Genomic DNA, 19,588 nt, shown 5'->3' on the forward strand with positions numbered 1-19,588 from the left:
TAGCTAATAAAAAGCCCCTAAAGGACTTCTCCATTAGGGGCTTTTTTAACAGTTAAAAACCAGCCTTATGCTTGCTCGTTTTCTTCTGTTTTGTATTTAGCTGCAGTTTCTTTGATAAGCGTTTGTAGCTCACCTTTTTGGTACATTTCAGTCAGGATGTCACAACCGCCAATTAGCTCGCCTTCAACCCAAAGTTGAGGGAAAGTCGGCCAGTTAGCATACTTAGGTAATTCTGCACGGATATCTGGATGCTGGAGGATATCAACAAATGCAAATTGCTCATCACAATTAATCATGATTTGAGCTACTTGAGAAGAAAAACCACAGCTTGGTAACTTTGGTGAACCCTTCATATATACGATAATTGGATTTTCGGCGATTTGCTGCTTGATCTTTTCTACTGTTTCCATTTTTCTTTCCTGGTTATAACGTCATTACAATCGCCCCATTGTACGCCACTCTTTGTCAGAACAAAAACCTACTTTTTAAAGGGATAATATCAATACCAATTACATTAGTAATTTAATCAATTCAGAAGCGCTCAAGCTTTTCAATTCAAGGCGCATGGACGACAGAATGGTTATTGTGAGACCATGCAAAGCAGAAGTGGAATGCTTGAGCGCTTCCCTCTGGGTGGGCTTCAAAGCACTGCATGCTGCGCCAGAAACTCTCGATATAGAATAACTATTAGCTTCAAGTTCCTGACTTGCCTTCAGTGCTTTGAATTCCCTCTGAATGAACAGATTATTAATGCAATTGGTATAATAGAAATAAACGATTAAGATAATCGCTCAATTGGAAGAAACAATGATACACTTCACAAGTTTATTAGGTAAAATGTTCCGCAGTGAGCAAGAACGCACAAAATAACAATCTAGAAGTTAACGGAGAAAACTAATGGCTTTTGAATTACCAGCATTACCTTACGCAAAGAACGCACTTGAGCCACATATCTCAGAAGAGACCATTAACTACCACTACGGTAAGCACCACAACACTTACGTTGTAAAGCTTAACGGTTTAGTTGAAGGTACTGACCTTGAGCAAAAGAGCCTAGAAGAGATCATCAAGACCTCTACTGGTGGTATCTTTAATAACGCAGCTCAAATCTGGAATCACACTTTCTACTGGAACTGCCTATCACCAAATGGTGGCGGTGAAGCTACAGGCCCAGTTGCTGATGCAATCAATGCAGCTTTCGGTTCTTTTGAAGCATTTAAAGCACAGTTCACTGATTCTGCAGTAAACAACTTTGGTAGCGCTTGGACATGGCTAGTAAAGAATGCCGACGGTACTGTAGCAATTGTTAACACTAGCAATGCAGCAACACCACTAACAGACGAAGGTGTTACGCCAATCATGACTGTAGACGTATGGGAACATGCTTACTACATCGATTACCGTAACGTACGTCCAGATTACCTAGCACACTTCTGGGAACTGGTTAACTGGGACTTTGTTAACGCAAACTTCGCAGGTTAAGCAAATCTATTAGGGTGTCTATTTATATAAGACCAACCTTATAGGATTTGAAAATCAGTACCGCTCATTATGAGCGGTATTTTTTTGCCTAACGATAGCTAACCAGTAATGTAAACTATGGTTACACCAAGCAATTATTCTGATTAGTATAACAAGTGCTTTTTACCTAGAAATCTCTTGGATGATTCTGAATAGTAGTAATGAGATGGTGAATAAAAGACACTGGAAGGCACTGAGGTTTTGAAGTTTGAGGTTTAAGCTATTTGTGTGAGCAATAAAAATTAAGCCCAAAGCTGTTGAAGTATCAAATGCTCGCTTATAAAAGCCCTCGAGTTACTGCTTAATAGCAAAAGTTAACACTAACGCTGACTGATACCAATCAGTGTAATAATTTATTCTACCCAAAGTTGTTAAACTCAGAGCGGCTAAACTCTCGCTGCGCGACTAAATGTTTATAAGGCTTGCCGTAGATAGATATATAAAAAAATCCGAATACCCACGGCATTCGGATTTATAGGTTGCTCTACGTTGTTTTGCTTTTAACTAAAACAATACACAACAGCTAACGTGTAGCGAGCCAGTTAAGGGCTTACTTAAGTGCACCAATCGCTTCTTTACATAAAGCGGTAATACGTTCCCAATCACCCTGCTCCATTGCATCAGTTGGCGCAATCCAGCTACCACCAATACAATCTACATTCTTAAGAGCTAAATAGTCTTTGTAGCTACTTGGGGTAATGCCGCCTGTTGGACAGAAACGAATATTAGCAAGCGGGCCAGAAAATGCTTTAAGTGCATTCACGCCACCAGATGCTTCAGCAGGGAAAAACTTAAAGTTTGTGTAACCCAGCGCCATGCCTTTCATGACTTCAGAAATACTCGCAACACCCGGAATTAATGGCGTATTGCCTTCCATCGCTGCTTCTAATAATTCTGTTGTCGCACCTGGGGTTATGACAAACTGTGCACCAGCGTTAACCGCTTGCTCAAGCTGCGCTTTATTTAGAATCGTACCTGCACCCACTAAGGCTTCAGGCACTTCTTTAGCAATTTTAGTAATTGCTTCTAAAGCACAATCTGTACGAAGGGTGACTTCTAATACAGAAATACCACCTGCGACTAATGCTTTAGCCAACGGAACCGCATGTTCAATCTTATTGATCACCATTACAGGAACAATAGGGCTGCGTTTAAAAATATCTTGTGGTTGTAATGACCAGTTATTCTCAAGCATTGCGTTACTCTTCCTTAAAGATTAATAATTTTCATCAATAGCACTAGTGCAACGGGCACCAGTTTCAGGGCTACTTAAGTTAGAACGAAGTGCACCAAATAACTCTCGGCCCATACCGTAACTCGTTTTATGAAGGTCGACTTTCTCTGCAACTCGAGCATTCAGTTCCGCTTCATCAACGAGAAGAGATAGTTCACCCGTTGTTGCATTAACTCGGACTAAATCACCATTTTGGATCTTTGCAATAAGACCACCATCAAGTGCCTCAGGCGTTAAGTGAATTGCAGCAGGCACTTTACCTGAGGCGCCAGACATGCGGCCGTCGGTTAATAATGCAACTTTAAAGCCACGATCTTGCAAGGTTCCAAGGATAGGCGTAAGTTTATGTAGCTCAGGCATACCAACAGCTTTTGGTCCTTGTCCCTTAACAACAACCACACAGTCTCTATCTAAATCACCCGCTTGGAAAATCGCTTCAAGCTTATTTTGATCATCAATTACAACAGCTGGCGCTTCTACAACGCGGTGTTGTTCTTGTACTGCTGATACTTTAATCACAGCGCGGCCTAAGTTACCTTTGAGTAACTTTAAACCACCGTTACTTTGGAATGGCTTATCAAGGCTGGTTAGTACTTCAGCATCTAGGCTTGTTTGAGGGCCATCAACCCAAATCAGTTCGCCATCGCGGATCTGCGGCTCTTGGGTGTAACGCTTAAGACCGAAACCAGCAACTGTATCAACGTCTTCATGCAATAAACCGCCCGCGAGCAGCTCTTTGATTAAGAACGCCATACCACCAGCAGCATGGAAATGGTTAATGTCTGCATGACCATTTGGGTAAACTCGAGCAACAAGAGGCACTGCATCTGAAAGCTCTGAGAAGTCATCCCAGTTAATGATAATGCCTGCAGCACGTGCTGCTGCAACGATATGCATAGTCAGGTTAGTTGAACCACCGGTCGCTAGCAACGCAACAATACCGTTCACAATCGACTTTTCAGAAACAATTTTACCGATTGGCGTATATTGACTGCCCATGTCAGTTAATCGACAAACTTGCTTAGCAGCCGTCTTGCTTAATACTTCACGTAGCGGATCATCTGGATTAACAAATGATGAGCCTGGAAGCTGCAGTCCCATGACTTCTAACATTAGCTGGTTACTATTAGCTGTACCGTAGAAAGTACAAGTACCCGCACTGTGGTAAGACTTAGATTCAGCATCTAACAAAGCAGCTCTATCAACTTCGCCTTGTGCATATTGCTGGCGAATGCGTGCTTTTTCTTTATTTGGTATACCAGACTTCATCGGACCCGCAGGTACAAATAGCATTGGCAGGTGGCCAAAACTCAAAGCACCAATCAACAGGCCCGGTACAATCTTGTCACAGATCCCAAGTAACAATGCGCCATCAAACATATTGTGTGACAAGCCAACAGCCGTGCCCATCGCAATGACTTCACGACTTAAAAGGCTTAGCTCCATACCAGGCTGACCTTGAGTCACACCATCACACATTGCGGGTACACCACCAGCAACCTGAGCAACACTGCCGATCTCATTACAAGCTTGCTTTAACATGTCTGGATATTCACCATATGGCTGGTGAGCAGATAACATGTCATTGAAAGAGGTAATAATACCTATATTGGCTTTGTTCAGCTGCTTAATAGCTGTTTTATCGCTTGGATTACAAGCAGCAAACCCGTGAGCTAAGTTACCGCAGCTAAGTGCGCTACGGTGTACACCTTGGTTTTTAGCATCATCGAGCGCCGCTAGGTATTTAGCGCGAGAATCTTTGCTTCGTTCAATAATTCTGTCTGTAACAGATTGTACAACGCTGTGCATAATTACTCCTTAAGCGCTCCAGTAAACATCGACAGGTGTTTTATGCTGACCGAGTACGGCTCGGATCGGCATCTCAGTGCTGTCATCGCTTACTAGTGCTTGTCGGTAAACATCCAATTTGGACTCACCAACGATATGTAAATAGATTTGACGGCTCGCTAAAATCGCAGACTTTGATAACGAGATCCGTGAATGAGGCGCATTGCCAGGTTTGACTGCAACACATAATTCATCAGTAGTAAGAGCATGATTAAGCTCTGTAGGTTCAGCACAAGGGAACCATGAACAGGTATGCCCATCATTACCCATCCCCAAAACCACAACATCAAAAGGCTTTGGAAAACTACCCAATTGCTCAATCGTCATGTGACAACCTTCTTCAGGTGAAGAATACATATTCTTCAAACCACGAAATTTAGCGCTTGCAGCACGGTTTTTAAGAAGATTGTTCCTAACTAATCGCTCATTCGAATCACTGTGGTCAGCATTGACCCAACGTTCATCGGCAAGCGTGATATAAACATCACTCCAGTCGATAGTTTTTTTGCTCAATAACTCAAATAACTTGAGCGGTGTAGAACCACCAGAAACAATAAGACTCGCCTTACCTCTACTATCGACAGCTTCTTGCAACTGGTTTGCAATGCGCTCCGCTAGCTGTGCTTCAAGGGCTTCTTTATTATCAAATGACTTGAAAACGGTTTCTTTAATCATGCTTCCCCCTACTCGTCCCAAGAACGGCCGTCTTTCGTGATCAGAGCCACTGAAGCCACTGGTCCCCAGGTACCCGCAGGGTAAGGTTTAGGCTTTTCGTCAGTTTCTTCCCAAGCTTGAATAATACCGTCAACCCAGCTCCACGCTTGCTCGACTTCGTCACGGCGCACAAACAATGCTTGGTTGCCTAACATAGCTTCAAGTAATAAACGTTCGTAAGCGTCTGCAATACGTTCGTTTTTAAACGTTTCAGAGAAACTTAAATCCAATTTGGTCGTTTGCAAACGTTGCTTTTCGCCCAAACCAGGTACCTTGTTTAACATCTGAATTTCTACGCCTTCGTGAGGCTGTAAACGAATAGTCAGTTTGTTTGGCGGCAAATTACGATAGTTAGAGCTATATAAGTTGTGCGGCGGGTTTTTAAAGTACACCACAATTTCAGAGCTCTTAAACGGCATGCGCTTACCACTACGCAGGTAAAATGGTACACCAGCCCAACGCCAGTTATCGATATCGACGCGAAGTGCCACAAACGTTTCAGCATTGGATTGAACGTTTGCACCTTCTTCTTCTAAGTAACCAGGAACAGGCGCACCTTTTAAGAAGCCTGAGCTATATTGGCCACGAACAGTATTTTCGTAAATATTATCAGCATTAATTGGACGCAATGACTTAAGTACTTTTACTTTTTCGTCACGAATATTATCAGCATCCAAGTTAACAGGTGGGTCCATCGCTACTAGCGTCAATACCTGTAGTAAATGGTTTTGGATCATGTCGCGCATCTGACCAGCTTTATCAAAATAGCCCCAACGCCCTTCAATCCCCACTTCTTCGGCAACAGTTAATTGCACATGGTCAATCGTTCGGTTATCCCACTTAGATGCAAATAAAGAGTTAGCAAAACGCAATGCTAGTAAGTTTTGGACCGTCTCTTTACCTAAATAATGGTCGATACGATAAACTTGATTTTCTTCGAAGTAAGCAGAAACTTGGTCGTTAATAATGCGGGAGGTTTCGAGATCAGAGCCGATAGGTTTTTCTAGAACAACACGAGAGTCAGGATAAATAAGATTTTGTTCATGGAGGCAACGGCAGATATCGCCAAAAATTGCTGGCGGAGTGGCAAAATAACTGACCATAACGCGCTTTTCAGGCTCTAAAATATCATGAAACGCCTGATAGCCATCAGATACAGTGAAGTTTGTTCCGACATAATGGCAACGGTCCAAGAAACGGTTCTTGGTTTCTTCGCAGAGCTCATCTTTTACAAATGTCTCTAACGCAGTGATCACCAACTTGCGATATTCTTCTTGGCTAAAGTCATCTTTTGCTACGCCGAGGATTTTAGTATCGACATTCAGTAAGTTTGCTTTATCAAGTTGGTATAAAGAAGGAAGCAACTTACGCTTAGCTAAATCTCCTTTAGTCCCAAATAGAACAAAATCACAAGCTTTGGCTTTTGGTGTTGTTATGCCCATAGCTTCAAAATCTCCTTTTTGACTCTGTGCCCCATCGTTTTTGATGGGTATTCACACATTTGTTGTAATATAACAACAGAAATTAGTAATTGCATCTAAATTTTATAATAAACTTCAAGTTAGCCTATTAGGTATGTTACGCCATAATCTGATATGCTTTTGTGATAAAATTACTAAAATTTATCGTGTTTGTACCTGTTGTCATTATAAATTATTGTTGGCGTCAACGCTCCGCAAATAACGGTTAAAAGGCGTCAACCTAAAAGCTTTAACGAAATATAATAAAACTACATTACTATTGAGTGGACGTACGCATATGAATACCCTAGAAAAGGTGCAAAAAAGCCTTACCCATTTTAGTAAATCTGAACGTAAAGTTGCAGAGGTTATTTTATCCTCTCCACAAACGGCTATTCACTCTAGTATTGCCACTTTGGCTAAAATGGCTGATGTGAGTGAACCAACCGTCAACCGTTTTTGCCGACGTCTAGACACCAAAGGTTTTCCAGACTTCAAACTTCACTTGGCCCAAAGCTTAGCCAACGGTACACCTTATGTCAGTCGTCATGTAGAAGAAGATGATAGCCCAGACTCATATACGACTAAGATCTTCGAATCATCTATGGCATCGCTCGATACAGCCAGGCAAAGCATTGACACTGCGGCCGTAAACAAGGCCGTTGATATTTTAACCCAAGCAAAGAAAATTTCTTTCTTTGGCCTTGGAGCATCTGCGTCAGTAGCCCATGATGCACAAAACAAATTCTTCCGCTTTAATGTACCTGTTATCAGTTTTGACGACGTTTTAATGCAACGTATGAGCTGTATAAACAGTAATGAAGGCGATGTTGTTGTTCTTATCTCGCACACTGGACGTACAAAGTCGCTTATCGATATCGCAAAACTTGCCCGTGAAAACGGTGCCGCGGTTATTGGTATTACAGCTCGTAACTCTCCACTTTCTACAGTGTGTACACTTCCTGTGACAATGGAAGTACCAGAAGATACCGATATGTACTTACCAATGGCTTCACGTTTGGCACAGTTGGTTATAATTGACGTGCTCGCAACAGGATTTACACTAAGACGAGGTCCACGTTTCCGTGAAAACTTGAAGCGTGTTAAAGAAGTATTAAAAGAGTCAAGAATCGACAAAGATCCAATTTTGTAACTGACTTTCTACATAATATGTTGCTATTCAGCTGAAGCTGAATAGCCCATTTATCAATTAATGTTGGAATGCGTCACAAAATTAAAAACTTGAGTTAGATCATTTTGTTCGTAATTTTACTACATTTATGGACATTGTCTGATAATATAGGGTTAGAATTTTTTAAAACTTAACGGAGTATCTCATGTTCCGCAGAACCAAAATTGTAACAACTTTGGGTCCAGCCACTGACCGTGATGACAACTTACGCCGCATTATTGCTGCTGGTGCTAACGTTGTTCGCTTAAACTTCTCTCACGGTGCACCAGAAGATCATAAAAAACGCGCAGATGACACACGAGCTATTGCAAAAGAGCTAGGTGTGCACGTTGCTGTTTTAGGTGATCTACAAGGTCCAAAAATTCGCATTTCAACTTTCAAAGATAACAAAAAGGTTATGTTAGAGCTTGGTCAAGCCTATACCCTTGATGGCGATTTAGCGAAAGGTGACGGCGACGAGACTCAAGTCGGTATCGATTATAAAGAGTTGCCAAAAGACGTTAGTCTAGGTGACATCTTAATGTTAGATGACGGCCGCGTTCAACTACGTGTTGAAAGTGTTGACGGTAATAAAGTTCACACAACAGTGACCGTTGCCGGTCCTTTATCTAACAATAAAGGTATCAATAAACAAGGTGGCGGTTTATCCGCTGCGGCACTTACAGAAAAAGATAAGCAAGACATCGTAACAGCAGCACAAATTGGTGTCGACTACCTTGCCGTATCTTTCCCTCGTAGTGGTGCAGACCTTAATTACGCTCGCGACTTAGCTCGTAAAGCTGGTAGTAACGCTCTTATTGTTTCAAAAGTTGAACGCGCTGAAGCGGTAGCAACTGATGAAGCAATGGATGATGTGATTATAGCCTCTGATGCCGTTATGGTTGCTCGTGGGGATTTGGGTGTTGAAATTGGCGACCCTGCGCTAGTTGCAGTGCAAAAGCGCTTGATCAGCCGTTCTCGTCAATTGAATAAGCCTGTTATTACAGCAACTCAAATGATGGAGTCAATGATCTCTAGCCCAATGCCAACTCGCGCAGAGGTTATGGACGTTGCTAACGCTGTACTTGATGGTACAGATGCGGTAATGCTTAGTGCAGAAACAGCTGCTGGTGACTTCCCAGAAGAAACCGTTAAAGCAATGGCTGAAGTATGTCTTGGCGCTGAGTCTCACCCAAGTGTTCAAGTCTCTAAGCACAGACTTGATCAGCAATTTACAACGATTGAAGAAACTGTTGCGCTATCAACCATGTACGCTGCTAATCACCTAGAAGGGATTAAAGCAATTATTGCCTTAACAGAATCTGGTGCTACACCACAGATGATGTCACGCATCAGCTCTGCGCTACCAATATTTGCACTGTCACGTCATGAGTCAACTCTTGCTAAGATGGCGCTATATCGCGGTGTCAAGCCGGTTTACTTTGATTCAACTGCACATGCTCCTGAAGCGGTTGCTCAAAGAGCACTAGAAACTCTATCTAAAGCGGGTTACCTTGAAAAAGGTGACATGGCAATGATGACTAAAGGCGATGCAATGGAGACTGTTGGTGGCACAAACACCAGCAAAGTCGTTGTTGTAGGTTAAAGTCAATATTTTTACTTGGGTTATTAAGTAAGATAAAAAGCTACTATTTTCCCAAATAGTAGCTTTTTTTATACCTATTATCGCTAAAAATTCAAATCGTATACCGCTTATAATCAGGTATTTAGCTGTAGAATAAACCAAGCTAAAACCACACCAATTTGCATTAGCAGACCATCCCCCCCAATATAACCATTCCATTTAAAAGCAATACATTTCAATGCGTTTATTAAATAAGGTTAAAACACGATTGTTTTTATCTTATTCACATAGAAAATGTGTAGTCATACATATAAAAAATGATAGATAAACAACAAGGAAAAGTTGGACAATGAAACGGAAGTTATTAGTTATCTCCTGCACCACAGCATGCATAGTCGGCGGTTATTATTTTTATGTCTTTGATAAGCAAGAGAAAACTACATTACAAAGTATTCCCATTCCAAGCACGTCATTAACAAGCCGTAACGAAATGACTGAACACCAACAAACATTGGAAACTTCTGTTTCTAGTGAGACAGCTCAACAAACTAAATTGGTGCAGCTAACTTCCGCACACGCTCAATGCCAAAAACGCTATCAAAATTTTAGCGAGCAGGTTGCTGATATCCACAACGTGATTATTGCTGCAATCGAACTGGAATTACAGCAAGGCAAAACAGATAGGGAACTTCTCGCATATAGGTCGCAGTACAAGACCTTCTACGATAGTTACCAAGACTTATTGATTGAAGCTAAAAGCAATAACGAAAGAAACAAATACGTTATCACCCAATCGAGTTCAATTTTGAAAGACTGGAGTGGACTGTCAGTCATTGAAGGTTTTAACACTGATACTATTGCAGTGTTAGCAATAGCACTAAAGCCATTAGAAAATGAAAATCCCGGGCTTGGCATGATTATATCGTTAGCGCAAGATATAAATAAAGCTGATATTTACGCACTCCTCGATAATACAGACCATTTTACGACATATTTAGAGTCTCCACTTTATATTGCCGACAGTGCTGTTTTGTCACCATCGATTCTATTTATATTAACCGCTGAAAAGTTGAATATAGAAGAATATAAGCAAGCCGTAGCGTTACATTCATTTACTGTCAATGAAGTCGGTATCGCGATACAAAACAATATGGCAACCGAGTACTTAATCCCGCTGCTTGAACAAACAAAATCATTAGCGGATTTCCCTATTTTTGCCCAAAAACAGCTCCATAATTCTAAAAATCTAGCTGACATTGCAGCCGCTAATTTTAATGTAGATGCGCTAACCTTACTCGCTCAATATGGTGTTAAGCCCATTAATGAACCTGGTATCCTAACAGCAATGGATATAGCTATATTGAACTTGCCCTATGATAATGTTGATTACAATAAGCTCAATCCTGATGCCAATAAAATACTCGACACACTTATTTATCTAAAAGCTCAAGGTTATAAAGCTCACGGAAAAATTAAGCAACTTGATAATTTAACTATCACGGTATTTAAAGCGCCAAGAAAACCACGTACCAATAGTGAGAAAATTTCTAATCCTAAGTTAAAATCTCTTCTAAATAGTATCTCGCTTATTGATAACAGCTTTAATATTAAACAGCAGAAAGCTGATGACTCAGTTATCTCACTCGCCATTGCTAAAGCAAAGAGTAAACAAATGGCAATGAAACAAAAATCAGAGCAATGCACATCAGTAAAACAACAGCTGCTTGCCGAACAAAGTTTTAAAGGACGAGATAAAGCTTACGATATCATTAAAGAGATAGAGCAAGATCCTACCGATGTTAAACAACGTTTACATGATATTGACCCAGTGCTAGTCGGACTTTGGCAAGAGCATAAGCTTAACTTTAGACCCGCCCCATTAAATTCTGACTCGAGTGATACATTCGAACGTTTGATCGCCGACGGAAAAATAGCACAAGCACGTGATTACAGTGCTCACACCCCATTAACACTGTCACAAACAGATATATTATTTAGGTTCATGCTACGTCGAAATATTGATTTACTGTCCGTATGGAAGGCTAGAGTTTCACCGCTAGCGCCCACCGACTTAATGTACTTCAAAAATTTGCCGATAGAAAAGTGGCAGGGCTTATTAGATCAGGGTTTTGATTTTTTGCTAGTCGATCAGCTAGGAAGAGATGTTTTTATGGCTGCGGCTTTACATTCACCACAAGCACTCCAGTTTTTAGTTGATAATAATTTTAAACTCAATGTTGATAAACATGGCTTAGATGCACTTGATACACTGCTCGAAGCTAGCTATGAAAATGGACAGTTACATGAAAACTTGCCAAAATTGCTCTCACTCTATCCCAAGTTTCGTGTAAGTCATTACGCAAGAGTCGCAAGAATAAAGACATTCCTTCCGAAAGAGTATCAACAGCTTATAGCTATGAATAAAGCCCTTACCCCGCCTGCAGGAGCAGAACTAAACAAATACAGAAGCCTCTACTTTTAATAACCAGAGTAATATTGCAATCAAAGCATAAGCTATAAACCAAAAATACCGCCTTAATCAGTACTCGAATGGGTACATCATAATGCGGCATTTTATTTGGCAGCTCTTAGAGTAAATAACTAAGAGCTCACTCAATTACATCTACATTCTCTTATCGATTAAAGAGTCTCAAAGTCATCAACATTGATAGCAGCAAGACGCAATGCATCAGCTTTAACCAATTGTTGATACTCTTCAGTCGTAATTAGCGAACTTTCTAATGCTGCATCGAACAATGGCAATGGTGCTAGCTTAGGCAGCGCTCCTTCTTTTTGTGCTTGTTTAAGCTTGGCATATAATCCTTTACAAGCACACTTAGCCATAAATGCATTTTCAACGTCGGCAATACCGCCAGTATCACCTGTAAAGTCAGGGCATAAATGAGTCAATCTATCACGAGCCGGTGATGGTTTACTCATAGCAGCAACAAGATCGATAGATTGCTTATCTGTCGCGTCTTTAAAACGATTACCTAGAGGGAAAATTAGAGCACGCAAAATCAGAGCAATACCACGATTAGGGAAATTGCGTATGGCTTCATCTAAGGCCTTAGCAGCTAAATGTAAACGGGTAGCCATAACATGTCGCACTGCAGGTAAATCATCAAACTGGCGACCGTTATCTTCAAATAACTTCAGTGTTGCAGAGCCTAAGTAAAGTTGGCTTAACACGTCCCCCATTCGAGCACTCAACATTTCTTTACGTTTTAAATCACCACCAAGGATCAACATCGATACGTCTGTCATAAAGGCCAACGCCGCTGACAATCGAGTCATGTCTTTATAATATTGCTTAGTTTCACCACTCACTGGCGACGCTGTAAAACGGCTCCCCGTTAATGCATTACCTAATGCACTAAATGCATTACGTGTTGCGTAACCTATATGCCCAAGCAATAAAGAATCAAAACGTTCAAGTGCTGCGTCAGTATCTTGCATTCCTGCAGCTTCCATTTCCGCAAGCACATAAGGGTGACAACGTGTGGCACCTTGGCCAAAAATCATTAAGCTACGAGTTAGAATATTCGCGCCTTCAACCGTAATTGAAATCGGAAGAGCCATGTAACCATGACCTAAGTAGTTCTTAGGACCAAGTTGGATCCCTTTACCAGATTGAATATCCATTGCATCGTCAACGACTTTACGACCAAGCTCTGTCATATGGTATTTAGCGATAGCGGTTACCACTGATGGCTTTACTTTTAAGTCGATACCCGTTGTGGTTAAACGTCTAGCAGCTTCAAGCTGATAGGTGTTAGCAATAACACGAGCAAGCGCCTCTTGCACGCCTTCAAACTGCGCGATAGGCAGACCAAATTGTTGACGAACAACGCTGTAAGCCGTTGTAGTTTTGGTTGCCATATGGCCTGATGCAGTTGAAAGAGCCGGCAATGAAATACCACGTCCTGCAGATAGGCACTCAACCAACATACGCCAGCCGCGGCCAGCGTATTGCGGTCCCCCAATAATCCAATCTAGAGGAATAAATACATCTTCGCCTTGGGTTGTACCATTCATAAAAGCTAGATTTAACGGATTATGACGGCGACCAATTTTAACGCCTTGATGATCAGTTGGAATTAACGCACAGGTGATACCAATATGTTTAACATCCCCTAATAACCCTTCTGGGTCTGACATTTGAAACGCCAAGCCAAGTACGTCGGCGACTGGAGCAAGGGTAATGTAACGTTTATTCCAATTAAGTTTTAAACCTAAGGTGTCTTCACCATTAAATTCTCGGCGGCAGACAACTCCAGTATCAGGAATTGCACCTGCATCACTTCCCGCTTCAGGTCCAGTTAACGCAAAACATGGAATTGCTCGCCCATCAGCAAGTAATGGCAACCAGTGTTCTTTTTGTTCAGAGGTACCATAGTGTGTCAGTAACTCACCTGGGCCTAACGAGTTAGGTACCATAACCGTTACTGCTGCACTTACGCTACGGCTAGCAATTTTACTGACAATGGTTGAGTTTGCGTAAGCAGAAAATGCTTTACCACCATATTTTTTGGGGATAATTAAGGCGAAGAAACCTTCTTTTTTGAAATAGTCCCATAGCTCTGGTGGTAAGTCTTTTCTATTATTAACAATGTCGTAGTCATCAATCATTGTTAACGCTGTCATGACCTGATTATCAATAAAATCTTGCTCTTCTGAAGTCAGTGTCGGTTTACCGTAACTATGTAAAACTTGCCAATTAGGTTTACCTTTAAATAGCTCTCCTTCCCACCAAACATCACCCGCTTCCATCGCTTCTTTTTCAGTGCTAGATAAAGGCGGCAATACTTGTTTAAAAAAACTGAAAACAGGACGCGTGATTAGCTGCATCCTGATATTTTTAACACTGAATACAACGACTATTGCAGCAAGCAATAATATTAATAATGTCGTAGCCATAATTTTTACATTACATCCTTAGTAAGTGGAACAGACACACCAGCTGATAAATAGGGGATAACTTTTCTGATCACGGCTTCGATGTCATTGTGCTCACCAAAATCTGCAGCGGCAATTTCAGTTAACGCATCGGCCGATGCCATAGTGAAAACAACGGTACCTAAAGTGAAGTGTAATCGCCAAAACATCTCTGCAGGTGGAATATGCGGCGCGCTTTCAGCCACAGCCTTGACAAATAAGCCGAGGTACTCGCCATAATGAGTGGTAATAAACCAACGCAGATGCCCTTGACTCTCAATATAACCTCGACCTAAAAGCTGTAGAAAAGTCGTAGTACCTTCAGCACGAAGCTGATTAAGGTCAAGTAAAGGGCCGACAAGAGTTGAGAAAATTGCATCCAAAGAAGCATTACTATTCTCTTCACGCACAGCGACAATAGCTTTAGCTGCTGCTGGCATAAACACATCTAGGTAGCGGGCTAACACCGCTCTAATTAGCTCTTTTTTAGAACCAAAATGATAATTTACAGAAGCAAGGTTCACTTCGGCTTTACTTGTAATTAGTCTTAGTGAGGTCTCTGAGAAGCCTCTTTCTGCAAATAATTTTTCCGCAGCGTCCAGTATTCTTGTTTTTGTATCGGAGCGATTTGCCATTCCGTTGCCTTCACATCTATTTAAAACACTCGTTTAAATTAAACATTCGCTTTCAGCTTGTCAAACAAATTCCCGATATATCAGTATAAACTGACCTTTATGGTCTTTATAAAACCGAGATAGCACTAAGGCCTATTTAGGCCTTTATTGACCCAACTAATTTTCACCTTAAAAAATAGAAACTTTAATAACAATTAAAACGACAATTAATATTCATCCTGATAAAAAAAGCCTAAGGCGAGTATTGCCTGAAGATGAAACATCTAATCAGCGTTAAGCAAAATCGTAACAAAACTCTTAGTCAAGTTAGCCTCCATTAATAGTGACTAGAGTCGTTATCATTTTAAGCCTTTCTGATGTTAGCTTTTACTGAACCCACTGTTAATTGGCAACAAAACAAGTAAAATGGGCAACACAAAAATAACAAAGGATTTCAACGATGAACACGACCTTAATTAAGGTATCTAAATTGTCGGCTGTTATTGCACTAGTATTGGGGGCTTCAGCTTGTAGCCAATCAGAAACCGACTCTAGCCCTGCAACAGTAGATAAAACAGCAGAGGCAAAGCAGTTTATTACTAATGCTGAAGCACAAATGGCTGACCTTTCACTAGAAATTAACCGCTCAGAATGGATTTACAGTAACTTTATTACGGAAGATACTGCCGCTCTGTCTGCTAGTGTAGCTGAAAAATACACTGCAAAATCAGTGGAGCTTGCAACTCTTGCAGCACAATATGCAGGTTTGGAGCTGAGCGATGAAGAAAAAAGAAAGCTCAATATTCTACGTAGCTCTATTGTATTACCCTCCCCTCTCGATCCAGTAAAAAATGCAGAGCTTGCTAACATTAGTGCTGAATTAAACGGCTTATACGGCAAAGGGAAATATTGCTTTAAAGATGGTCGCTGCCTAAGTCAACCGGAATTATCAGCGATTATGGCTGATTCAAAGGATCCAGATGAACTATTAGAAGTTTGGCAAGGTTGGCGAAAAATTGCTAAGCCTATGCGCCCTCTATTTGAACGTGAAGTTGAACTTGCCAATGAAGGTGCAATAGACCTTGGCTATGCTGATCTTTCAGAGCTTTGGCGCAGTAACTACGATATGAAACCTGATGAGTTTTCTACTGAGCTAGATCGTTTATGGGGCCAAGTTAAGCCGCTGTATGATTCACTGCATTGTTATGTGCGTGGTGAACTAAATGAACAATATGGAGAAGACATTGCTCCTGCATCGGGGCCAATACCAGCGCATTTACTCGGTAACATGTGGGCACAAAGTTGGGGCAATATCTATGAACAAGTTGCTCCTCAAGATGCTGATCCGGGTTACAACGTAACAGAGCTACTTGCTCAGCATAACTATGATGAAGTAAAAATGGTCGAGCAAGCAGAGAGCTTCTTTACTTCACTAGGCTTTGAGCCATTACCAGACACGTTCTGGAAACGATCTTTGTTTGTACAGCCAGAAGATCGAGATGTTGTGTGCCATGCGTCAGCGTGGGATCTCGACAACTTAGACGATATTCGCATTAAGATGTGCATTCAAAAAACGGCTGAAGACTTTACCGTTATTCATCATGAATTAGGTCATAACTTCTACCAACGCGCTTATAAAAATCAACCTTTTATCTTTAAAAACAGCGCTAACGACGGCTTCCATGAAGCTATTGGCGATACCGTTGCGCTTTCTATTACGCCAAATTATCTAAAGCAAATAGGGCTATTAGATGAAGTGCCAGATGCTTCTAAAGATATTGGCCTATTGCTTAAACAAGCATTAGATAAAGTTGCCTTCTTACCTTTCGGCTTGATGATCGACCAATGGCGCTGGAAAGTATTTAGCGGTGAAATTACACCAGAGCAATACAATCAAGCTTGGTGGGAACTACGTGAAAAATACCAAGGTGTTAAAGCACCAATGGCACGTACTGAAGCAGACTTTGACCCAGGCGCTAAATACCATGTGCCAGGAAATGTGCCATATACACGTTACTTTTTAGCGCACATTTTGCAATTCCAATTCCACAAATCATTGTGTGAAATTGCTGGTGATAACGGTCCGGTGCATCGCTGTAGTATATATGGCAATAAAGAAGCCGGTGCTAAACTTAACACCATGTTAGAAATGGGACAAAGTAAACCATGGCCAGAAGCTTTAGCGGCCGTTACAGGCACGAAGGAGATGGATGCAAAAGCTGTACTTGATTACTTTGCGCCTTTACAAGCATGGTTAGATGAGCAAAACAATTCAGCGAACCGACAGTGTGGCTGGTAAATTTTTACACCATGTATAGTTTATAGCAAAAAGGCCATTAATTGTTGTTAATGGCCTTTTTAGACATTGTCGCAATCACCTCAAATTTAATAAAAGCTTTCACTGACACCTTTCGAATATTGTTCAAAATTGATACTAGCGTACCTTGACGCCCTTATGGTTAGTTTCTCGGGTTTCAATCCGCTTTTGTTCAGACTTAGTCAACATAACATATAAAGCTCCGGTACCTCCGTGATGGCGCTGTGCGCTATGGAAAGCCAAGACTTCTTCGATCTGCTCTAACCATGAAGCAACAAAAGACTTCATTAACCCCGGGAAAGGTTTAGCCTTAGCTCCTTTACCATGAATCACTAGTATACTGCGTTCCCCGCGGGCTCTGCTTGCTAGGATCTGCTGATACAGAGCTTCTCTTGCCTGCGAAACCTTAAGCATATGCAAATCAATTTCATATTTAATCGGATATCCCCCGAGGCTTAGGCGATGAAAAACCGCTTCTTGAACCCCATCACGTTTAAACTCAACGATTGCATCGGGTAAAATAGCTGTAATTAAATTAGGGTCTAGCGTCAACTTGGCGAGTTGCTCACTCACCTGTAATTGTTTTCTGCGCAGGTTTTGCGCTTCAGTTGATACCTTCTGCTCGCTAATCGTAGTCGTCGTATTATTTTTAAGTGGCTGAACACCTGCCATCTCAGAAAGAAACAGACTCATTTCTTCTTCAACCATAATCCCCCCAATTAGCCTAGAACCACCAAACCATTATCTGAAAAATGTTCAATGTGCGTAAAAGCTAAACACTGCAACACATCTTGTAATGATCTAGTACTTTAGTTCACCTTAACCATCTATTATAGTGTTAGTTATTATATTCCTAGTTTGCCCTATTACATGCTTAAAAAAGTTGCAACAGCGTTTACACTCATTAATTTAATTTACTTTAGCCTACTTCAAGTCGCACTTGCGGATGATAATGAAGCACTAAATGCTGTCTATAACCAATTTAGTGATGCTTTTAACGAGCTTGATGCTAGCAGAATGAAATCCATTTATTCTGAAGATGCTTGTTATATTCCAGAAAGCCAAGGTGAAGGGATCACTATGGGTCGTGATAAAATCGTCGCTTTATACGATACTTTTTTCGGTAAAATTAAACACAAAAATGCAAAAATTGAAGTCGACTTCCGTGTAATAGAACGCAATATTGAAGGCTCCAGTGCAACGGATATCGGTTATTACCTCATTAGATTCCATCCACCAATTGATAATGGCGAGCCAAGCAGTGAATTTGCGGGGAAATTTGTTGGTGTATCGAAAAAGAAAAATGACGGTAAATGGTACCTCACTGTTGATACTAACAATCGAGCTGAAGCGTCATTTTATTATAATGCTAAACCTAGTCCAAACCTTTATTATGGTCGCCAATTTCCAGCGTTAAGCCAACAATCAGTACCAAGTAACCATGACCAACATTAATATTGATCCACAATCTCTTTGCCCTTGTTGCTCAAAGCAAACTTACCAGCAATGTTGCCAACCATTTCATCTTAAAAAGCAATCCGCAAAGACACCAGAGCAATTAATGCGCTCACGTTTTTGTGCTTTCTATTTAAAAGATTATGACTACTTAATTGCGACTCACCATAGCCAATACCTTAACGGCCTCGATAAGGAGACGCTCGCACAAGAGCCTTTACCGCAATGGTTAAGTCTGGATGTGATCCGCAGTTCGCATACAAATGATAAAGGACAAGTTACATTTCAAGCTTGGTATAAATTCGATGATGAGATTGATGCTATCCATGAATGCTCAGATTTTCTAAAATGTGATGGCCAATGGCTGTATACCGAGGGCAAGCAAATGAATCCAGTGATGCCTAAGCGTAACGACAAGTGCGTTTGCTATAGTGGTAAGAAGTTCAAACAATGTTGTGGTGGGTAACGATCAGAAACATTACTGCAAAGTGATTAATCGAAAATCTGTTTTAACTTAGTAATGACTCCCCTATTGTTTCATTTACAAATCAGCCTTTAGTCATAATTGATAATATTCAATTATGACAGCCTAACCGGTCAAGATGAGGCTACAAAGCTCTTTAGCTGTATGTTGTACAGGTTACACCTCTTCAAACTCTTAACCCCTACCGAGCAAAACTCAACAACTCGATTCTAAAATTCAGACTCAAGGTTAGCGCTTAAAAACTGCA

Annotated in this window: 15 protein-coding genes; 7 read left to right on the top strand and 8 right to left on the bottom strand. The window is 41.1% G+C overall.

Annotated features, from left to right (window positions below; translation table 11 throughout):
• Window positions 1–65: 65 nt before the first annotated feature.
• On the bottom strand, window positions 66–410 hold the full coding sequence (locus tag AB4298_RS19580; protein WP_371988049.1) for a Grx4 family monothiol glutaredoxin: 345 nt from the start codon (window positions 408–410) through the stop codon (window positions 66–68).
• 487 nt (window positions 411–897) lie between these two features.
• On the opposite strand from AB4298_RS19580, the gene sodB reads away from it, so the two are divergent.
• Entirely contained in the window at window positions 898–1,482 is a 585-nt protein-coding gene (gene sodB, locus AB4298_RS19585; RefSeq protein ID WP_220782184.1) for a superoxide dismutase [Fe], read from the top strand.
• 589 nt (window positions 1,483–2,071) lie between these two features.
• Here sodB and AB4298_RS19590 read toward each other — a convergent pair.
• The 4 genes from AB4298_RS19590 to zwf are packed head-to-tail and all read right to left on the bottom strand — an operon-like array spanning window position 2,072 to window position 6,759.
• Window positions 2,072–2,716 (bottom strand): bifunctional 4-hydroxy-2-oxoglutarate aldolase/2-dehydro-3-deoxy-phosphogluconate aldolase, encoded by a 645-nt coding sequence (locus AB4298_RS19590; protein ID WP_248997280.1) that lies wholly within the window; start codon window positions 2,714–2,716, stop codon window positions 2,072–2,074.
• A gap of 21 nt (window positions 2,717–2,737) precedes the next feature.
• Window positions 2,738–4,564 carry a phosphogluconate dehydratase gene (gene edd, locus AB4298_RS19595; RefSeq protein WP_371988051.1) on the bottom strand — a complete coding sequence of 609 codons (1,827 nt, stop codon included), beginning with the start codon at window positions 4,562–4,564 and terminating at the stop codon, window positions 2,738–2,740.
• 9 nt (window positions 4,565–4,573) lie between these two features.
• Complete coding sequence (gene pgl, locus AB4298_RS19600; protein WP_371988052.1) at window positions 4,574–5,278, bottom strand: 6-phosphogluconolactonase; 705 nt, start codon at window positions 5,276–5,278, stop codon at window positions 4,574–4,576.
• Between the two features lie 8 nt (window positions 5,279–5,286).
• On the bottom strand, window positions 5,287–6,759 hold the full coding sequence (gene zwf, locus AB4298_RS19605) for a glucose-6-phosphate dehydrogenase (RefSeq protein ID WP_248997283.1): 1,473 nt from the start codon (window positions 6,757–6,759) through the stop codon (window positions 5,287–5,289).
• Window positions 6,760–7,075: 316 nt separating this feature from the next.
• On the opposite strand from zwf, the gene AB4298_RS19610 reads away from it, so the two are divergent.
• The 3 genes from AB4298_RS19610 (at window position 7,076) to AB4298_RS19620 (ending at window position 12,015) form a co-directional block, all read left to right on the top strand.
• Window positions 7,076–7,930, top strand: coding sequence for a MurR/RpiR family transcriptional regulator (locus tag AB4298_RS19610; protein WP_220782179.1), 855 nt, complete (start codon window positions 7,076–7,078; stop codon window positions 7,928–7,930).
• 184 nt (window positions 7,931–8,114) lie between these two features.
• Window positions 8,115–9,554 (top strand): pyruvate kinase, encoded by a 1,440-nt coding sequence (gene pyk, locus AB4298_RS19615; RefSeq protein WP_371988054.1) that lies wholly within the window; start codon window positions 8,115–8,117, stop codon window positions 9,552–9,554.
• 328 nt (window positions 9,555–9,882) lie between these two features.
• A complete protein-coding gene (locus AB4298_RS19620) occupies window positions 9,883–12,015 on the top strand; it encodes a hypothetical protein (RefSeq protein ID WP_371988055.1) in 2,133 nt (710 codons plus the stop codon).
• Window positions 12,016–12,173: 158 nt separating this feature from the next.
• On the opposite strand, the gene AB4298_RS19625 is transcribed toward AB4298_RS19620, so the two are convergent.
• The gene (locus AB4298_RS19625; protein ID WP_371988056.1) at window positions 12,174–14,453 is read right to left on the bottom strand and encodes an acyl-CoA dehydrogenase; all 2,280 of its coding nucleotides are present in this window, start codon (window positions 14,451–14,453) and stop codon (window positions 12,174–12,176) included.
• A gap of 5 nt (window positions 14,454–14,458) precedes the next feature.
• On the bottom strand, window positions 14,459–15,106 hold the full coding sequence (psrA, locus tag AB4298_RS19630; protein WP_248997287.1) for a TetR family transcriptional repressor PsrA: 648 nt from the start codon (window positions 15,104–15,106) through the stop codon (window positions 14,459–14,461).
• Between the two features lie 439 nt (window positions 15,107–15,545).
• Here psrA and AB4298_RS19635 point away from each other — a divergent pair, with 439 nt between their 5' ends.
• The gene (locus AB4298_RS19635; protein WP_371988057.1) at window positions 15,546–17,384 is read left to right on the top strand and encodes a M2 family metallopeptidase; all 1,839 of its coding nucleotides are present in this window, start codon (window positions 15,546–15,548) and stop codon (window positions 17,382–17,384) included.
• Between the two features lie 135 nt (window positions 17,385–17,519).
• Here the strand turns inward: AB4298_RS19635 and smrA are convergent, their stop codons facing one another.
• Entirely contained in the window at window positions 17,520–18,110 is a 591-nt protein-coding gene (gene smrA / locus AB4298_RS19640) for a DNA endonuclease SmrA (protein ID WP_371988058.1), read from the bottom strand.
• 162 nt (window positions 18,111–18,272) lie between these two features.
• Here smrA and AB4298_RS19645 point away from each other — a divergent pair, with 162 nt between their 5' ends.
• Together AB4298_RS19645 and AB4298_RS19650 are read left to right on the top strand one after the other, a co-directional pair.
• Window positions 18,273–18,857: a YybH family protein gene (locus tag AB4298_RS19645; RefSeq protein WP_248997290.1), complete on the top strand. Its 585-nt coding sequence runs from the start codon at window positions 18,273–18,275 to the stop codon at window positions 18,855–18,857.
• Window positions 18,844–19,323, top strand: a complete 480-nt coding sequence (locus AB4298_RS19650) for a YchJ family protein (RefSeq protein WP_371988060.1) — start codon at window positions 18,844–18,846, stop codon at window positions 19,321–19,323. The genes AB4298_RS19645 and AB4298_RS19650 overlap by 14 nt, the downstream gene beginning before the upstream one ends.
• The last annotated feature ends 265 nt before the right edge of the window (window positions 19,324–19,588 follow it).

It is taken from the genome of Shewanella sp. 10N.261.52.F9 (assembly GCF_041471165.1).
Taxonomy (GTDB): domain Bacteria; phylum Pseudomonadota; class Gammaproteobacteria; order Enterobacterales; family Shewanellaceae; genus Shewanella; species Shewanella marinintestina.

What these genes read in the sequence shown, in the direction of transcription:
- AB4298_RS19580 (WP_371988049.1), bottom strand. Translation starts at nt 410, where the DNA reads ATGGAAACAGTAGAAAAGATCAAGCAGCAAATCGCCGAAAATCCAATT.
- sodB (WP_220782184.1), top strand. Translation starts at nt 898, where the DNA reads ATGGCTTTTGAATTACCAGCATTACCTTACGCAAAGAACGCACTTGAG.
- AB4298_RS19590 (WP_248997280.1), bottom strand. Translation starts at nt 2,716, where the DNA reads ATGCTTGAGAATAACTGGTCATTACAACCACAAGATATTTTTAAACGC.
- edd (WP_371988051.1), bottom strand. Translation starts at nt 4,564, where the DNA reads ATGCACAGCGTTGTACAATCTGTTACAGACAGAATTATTGAACGAAGC.
- pgl (WP_371988052.1), bottom strand. Translation starts at nt 5,278, where the DNA reads ATGATTAAAGAAACCGTTTTCAAGTCATTTGATAATAAAGAAGCCCTT.
- zwf (WP_248997283.1), bottom strand. Translation starts at nt 6,759, where the DNA reads ATGGGCATAACAACACCAAAAGCCAAAGCTTGTGATTTTGTTCTATTT.
- AB4298_RS19610 (WP_220782179.1), top strand. Translation starts at nt 7,076, where the DNA reads ATGAATACCCTAGAAAAGGTGCAAAAAAGCCTTACCCATTTTAGTAAA.
- pyk (WP_371988054.1), top strand. Translation starts at nt 8,115, where the DNA reads ATGTTCCGCAGAACCAAAATTGTAACAACTTTGGGTCCAGCCACTGAC.
- AB4298_RS19620 (WP_371988055.1), top strand. Translation starts at nt 9,883, where the DNA reads ATGAAACGGAAGTTATTAGTTATCTCCTGCACCACAGCATGCATAGTC.
- AB4298_RS19625 (WP_371988056.1), bottom strand. Translation starts at nt 14,453, where the DNA reads ATGGCTACGACATTATTAATATTATTGCTTGCTGCAATAGTCGTTGTA.
- psrA (WP_248997287.1), bottom strand. Translation starts at nt 15,106, where the DNA reads ATGGCAAATCGCTCCGATACAAAAACAAGAATACTGGACGCTGCGGAA.
- AB4298_RS19635 (WP_371988057.1), top strand. Translation starts at nt 15,546, where the DNA reads ATGAACACGACCTTAATTAAGGTATCTAAATTGTCGGCTGTTATTGCA.
- smrA (WP_371988058.1), bottom strand. Translation starts at nt 18,110, where the DNA reads ATGGTTGAAGAAGAAATGAGTCTGTTTCTTTCTGAGATGGCAGGTGTT.
- AB4298_RS19645 (WP_248997290.1), top strand. Translation starts at nt 18,273, where the DNA reads ATGCTTAAAAAAGTTGCAACAGCGTTTACACTCATTAATTTAATTTAC.
- AB4298_RS19650 (WP_371988060.1), top strand. Translation starts at nt 18,844, where the DNA reads ATGACCAACATTAATATTGATCCACAATCTCTTTGCCCTTGTTGCTCA.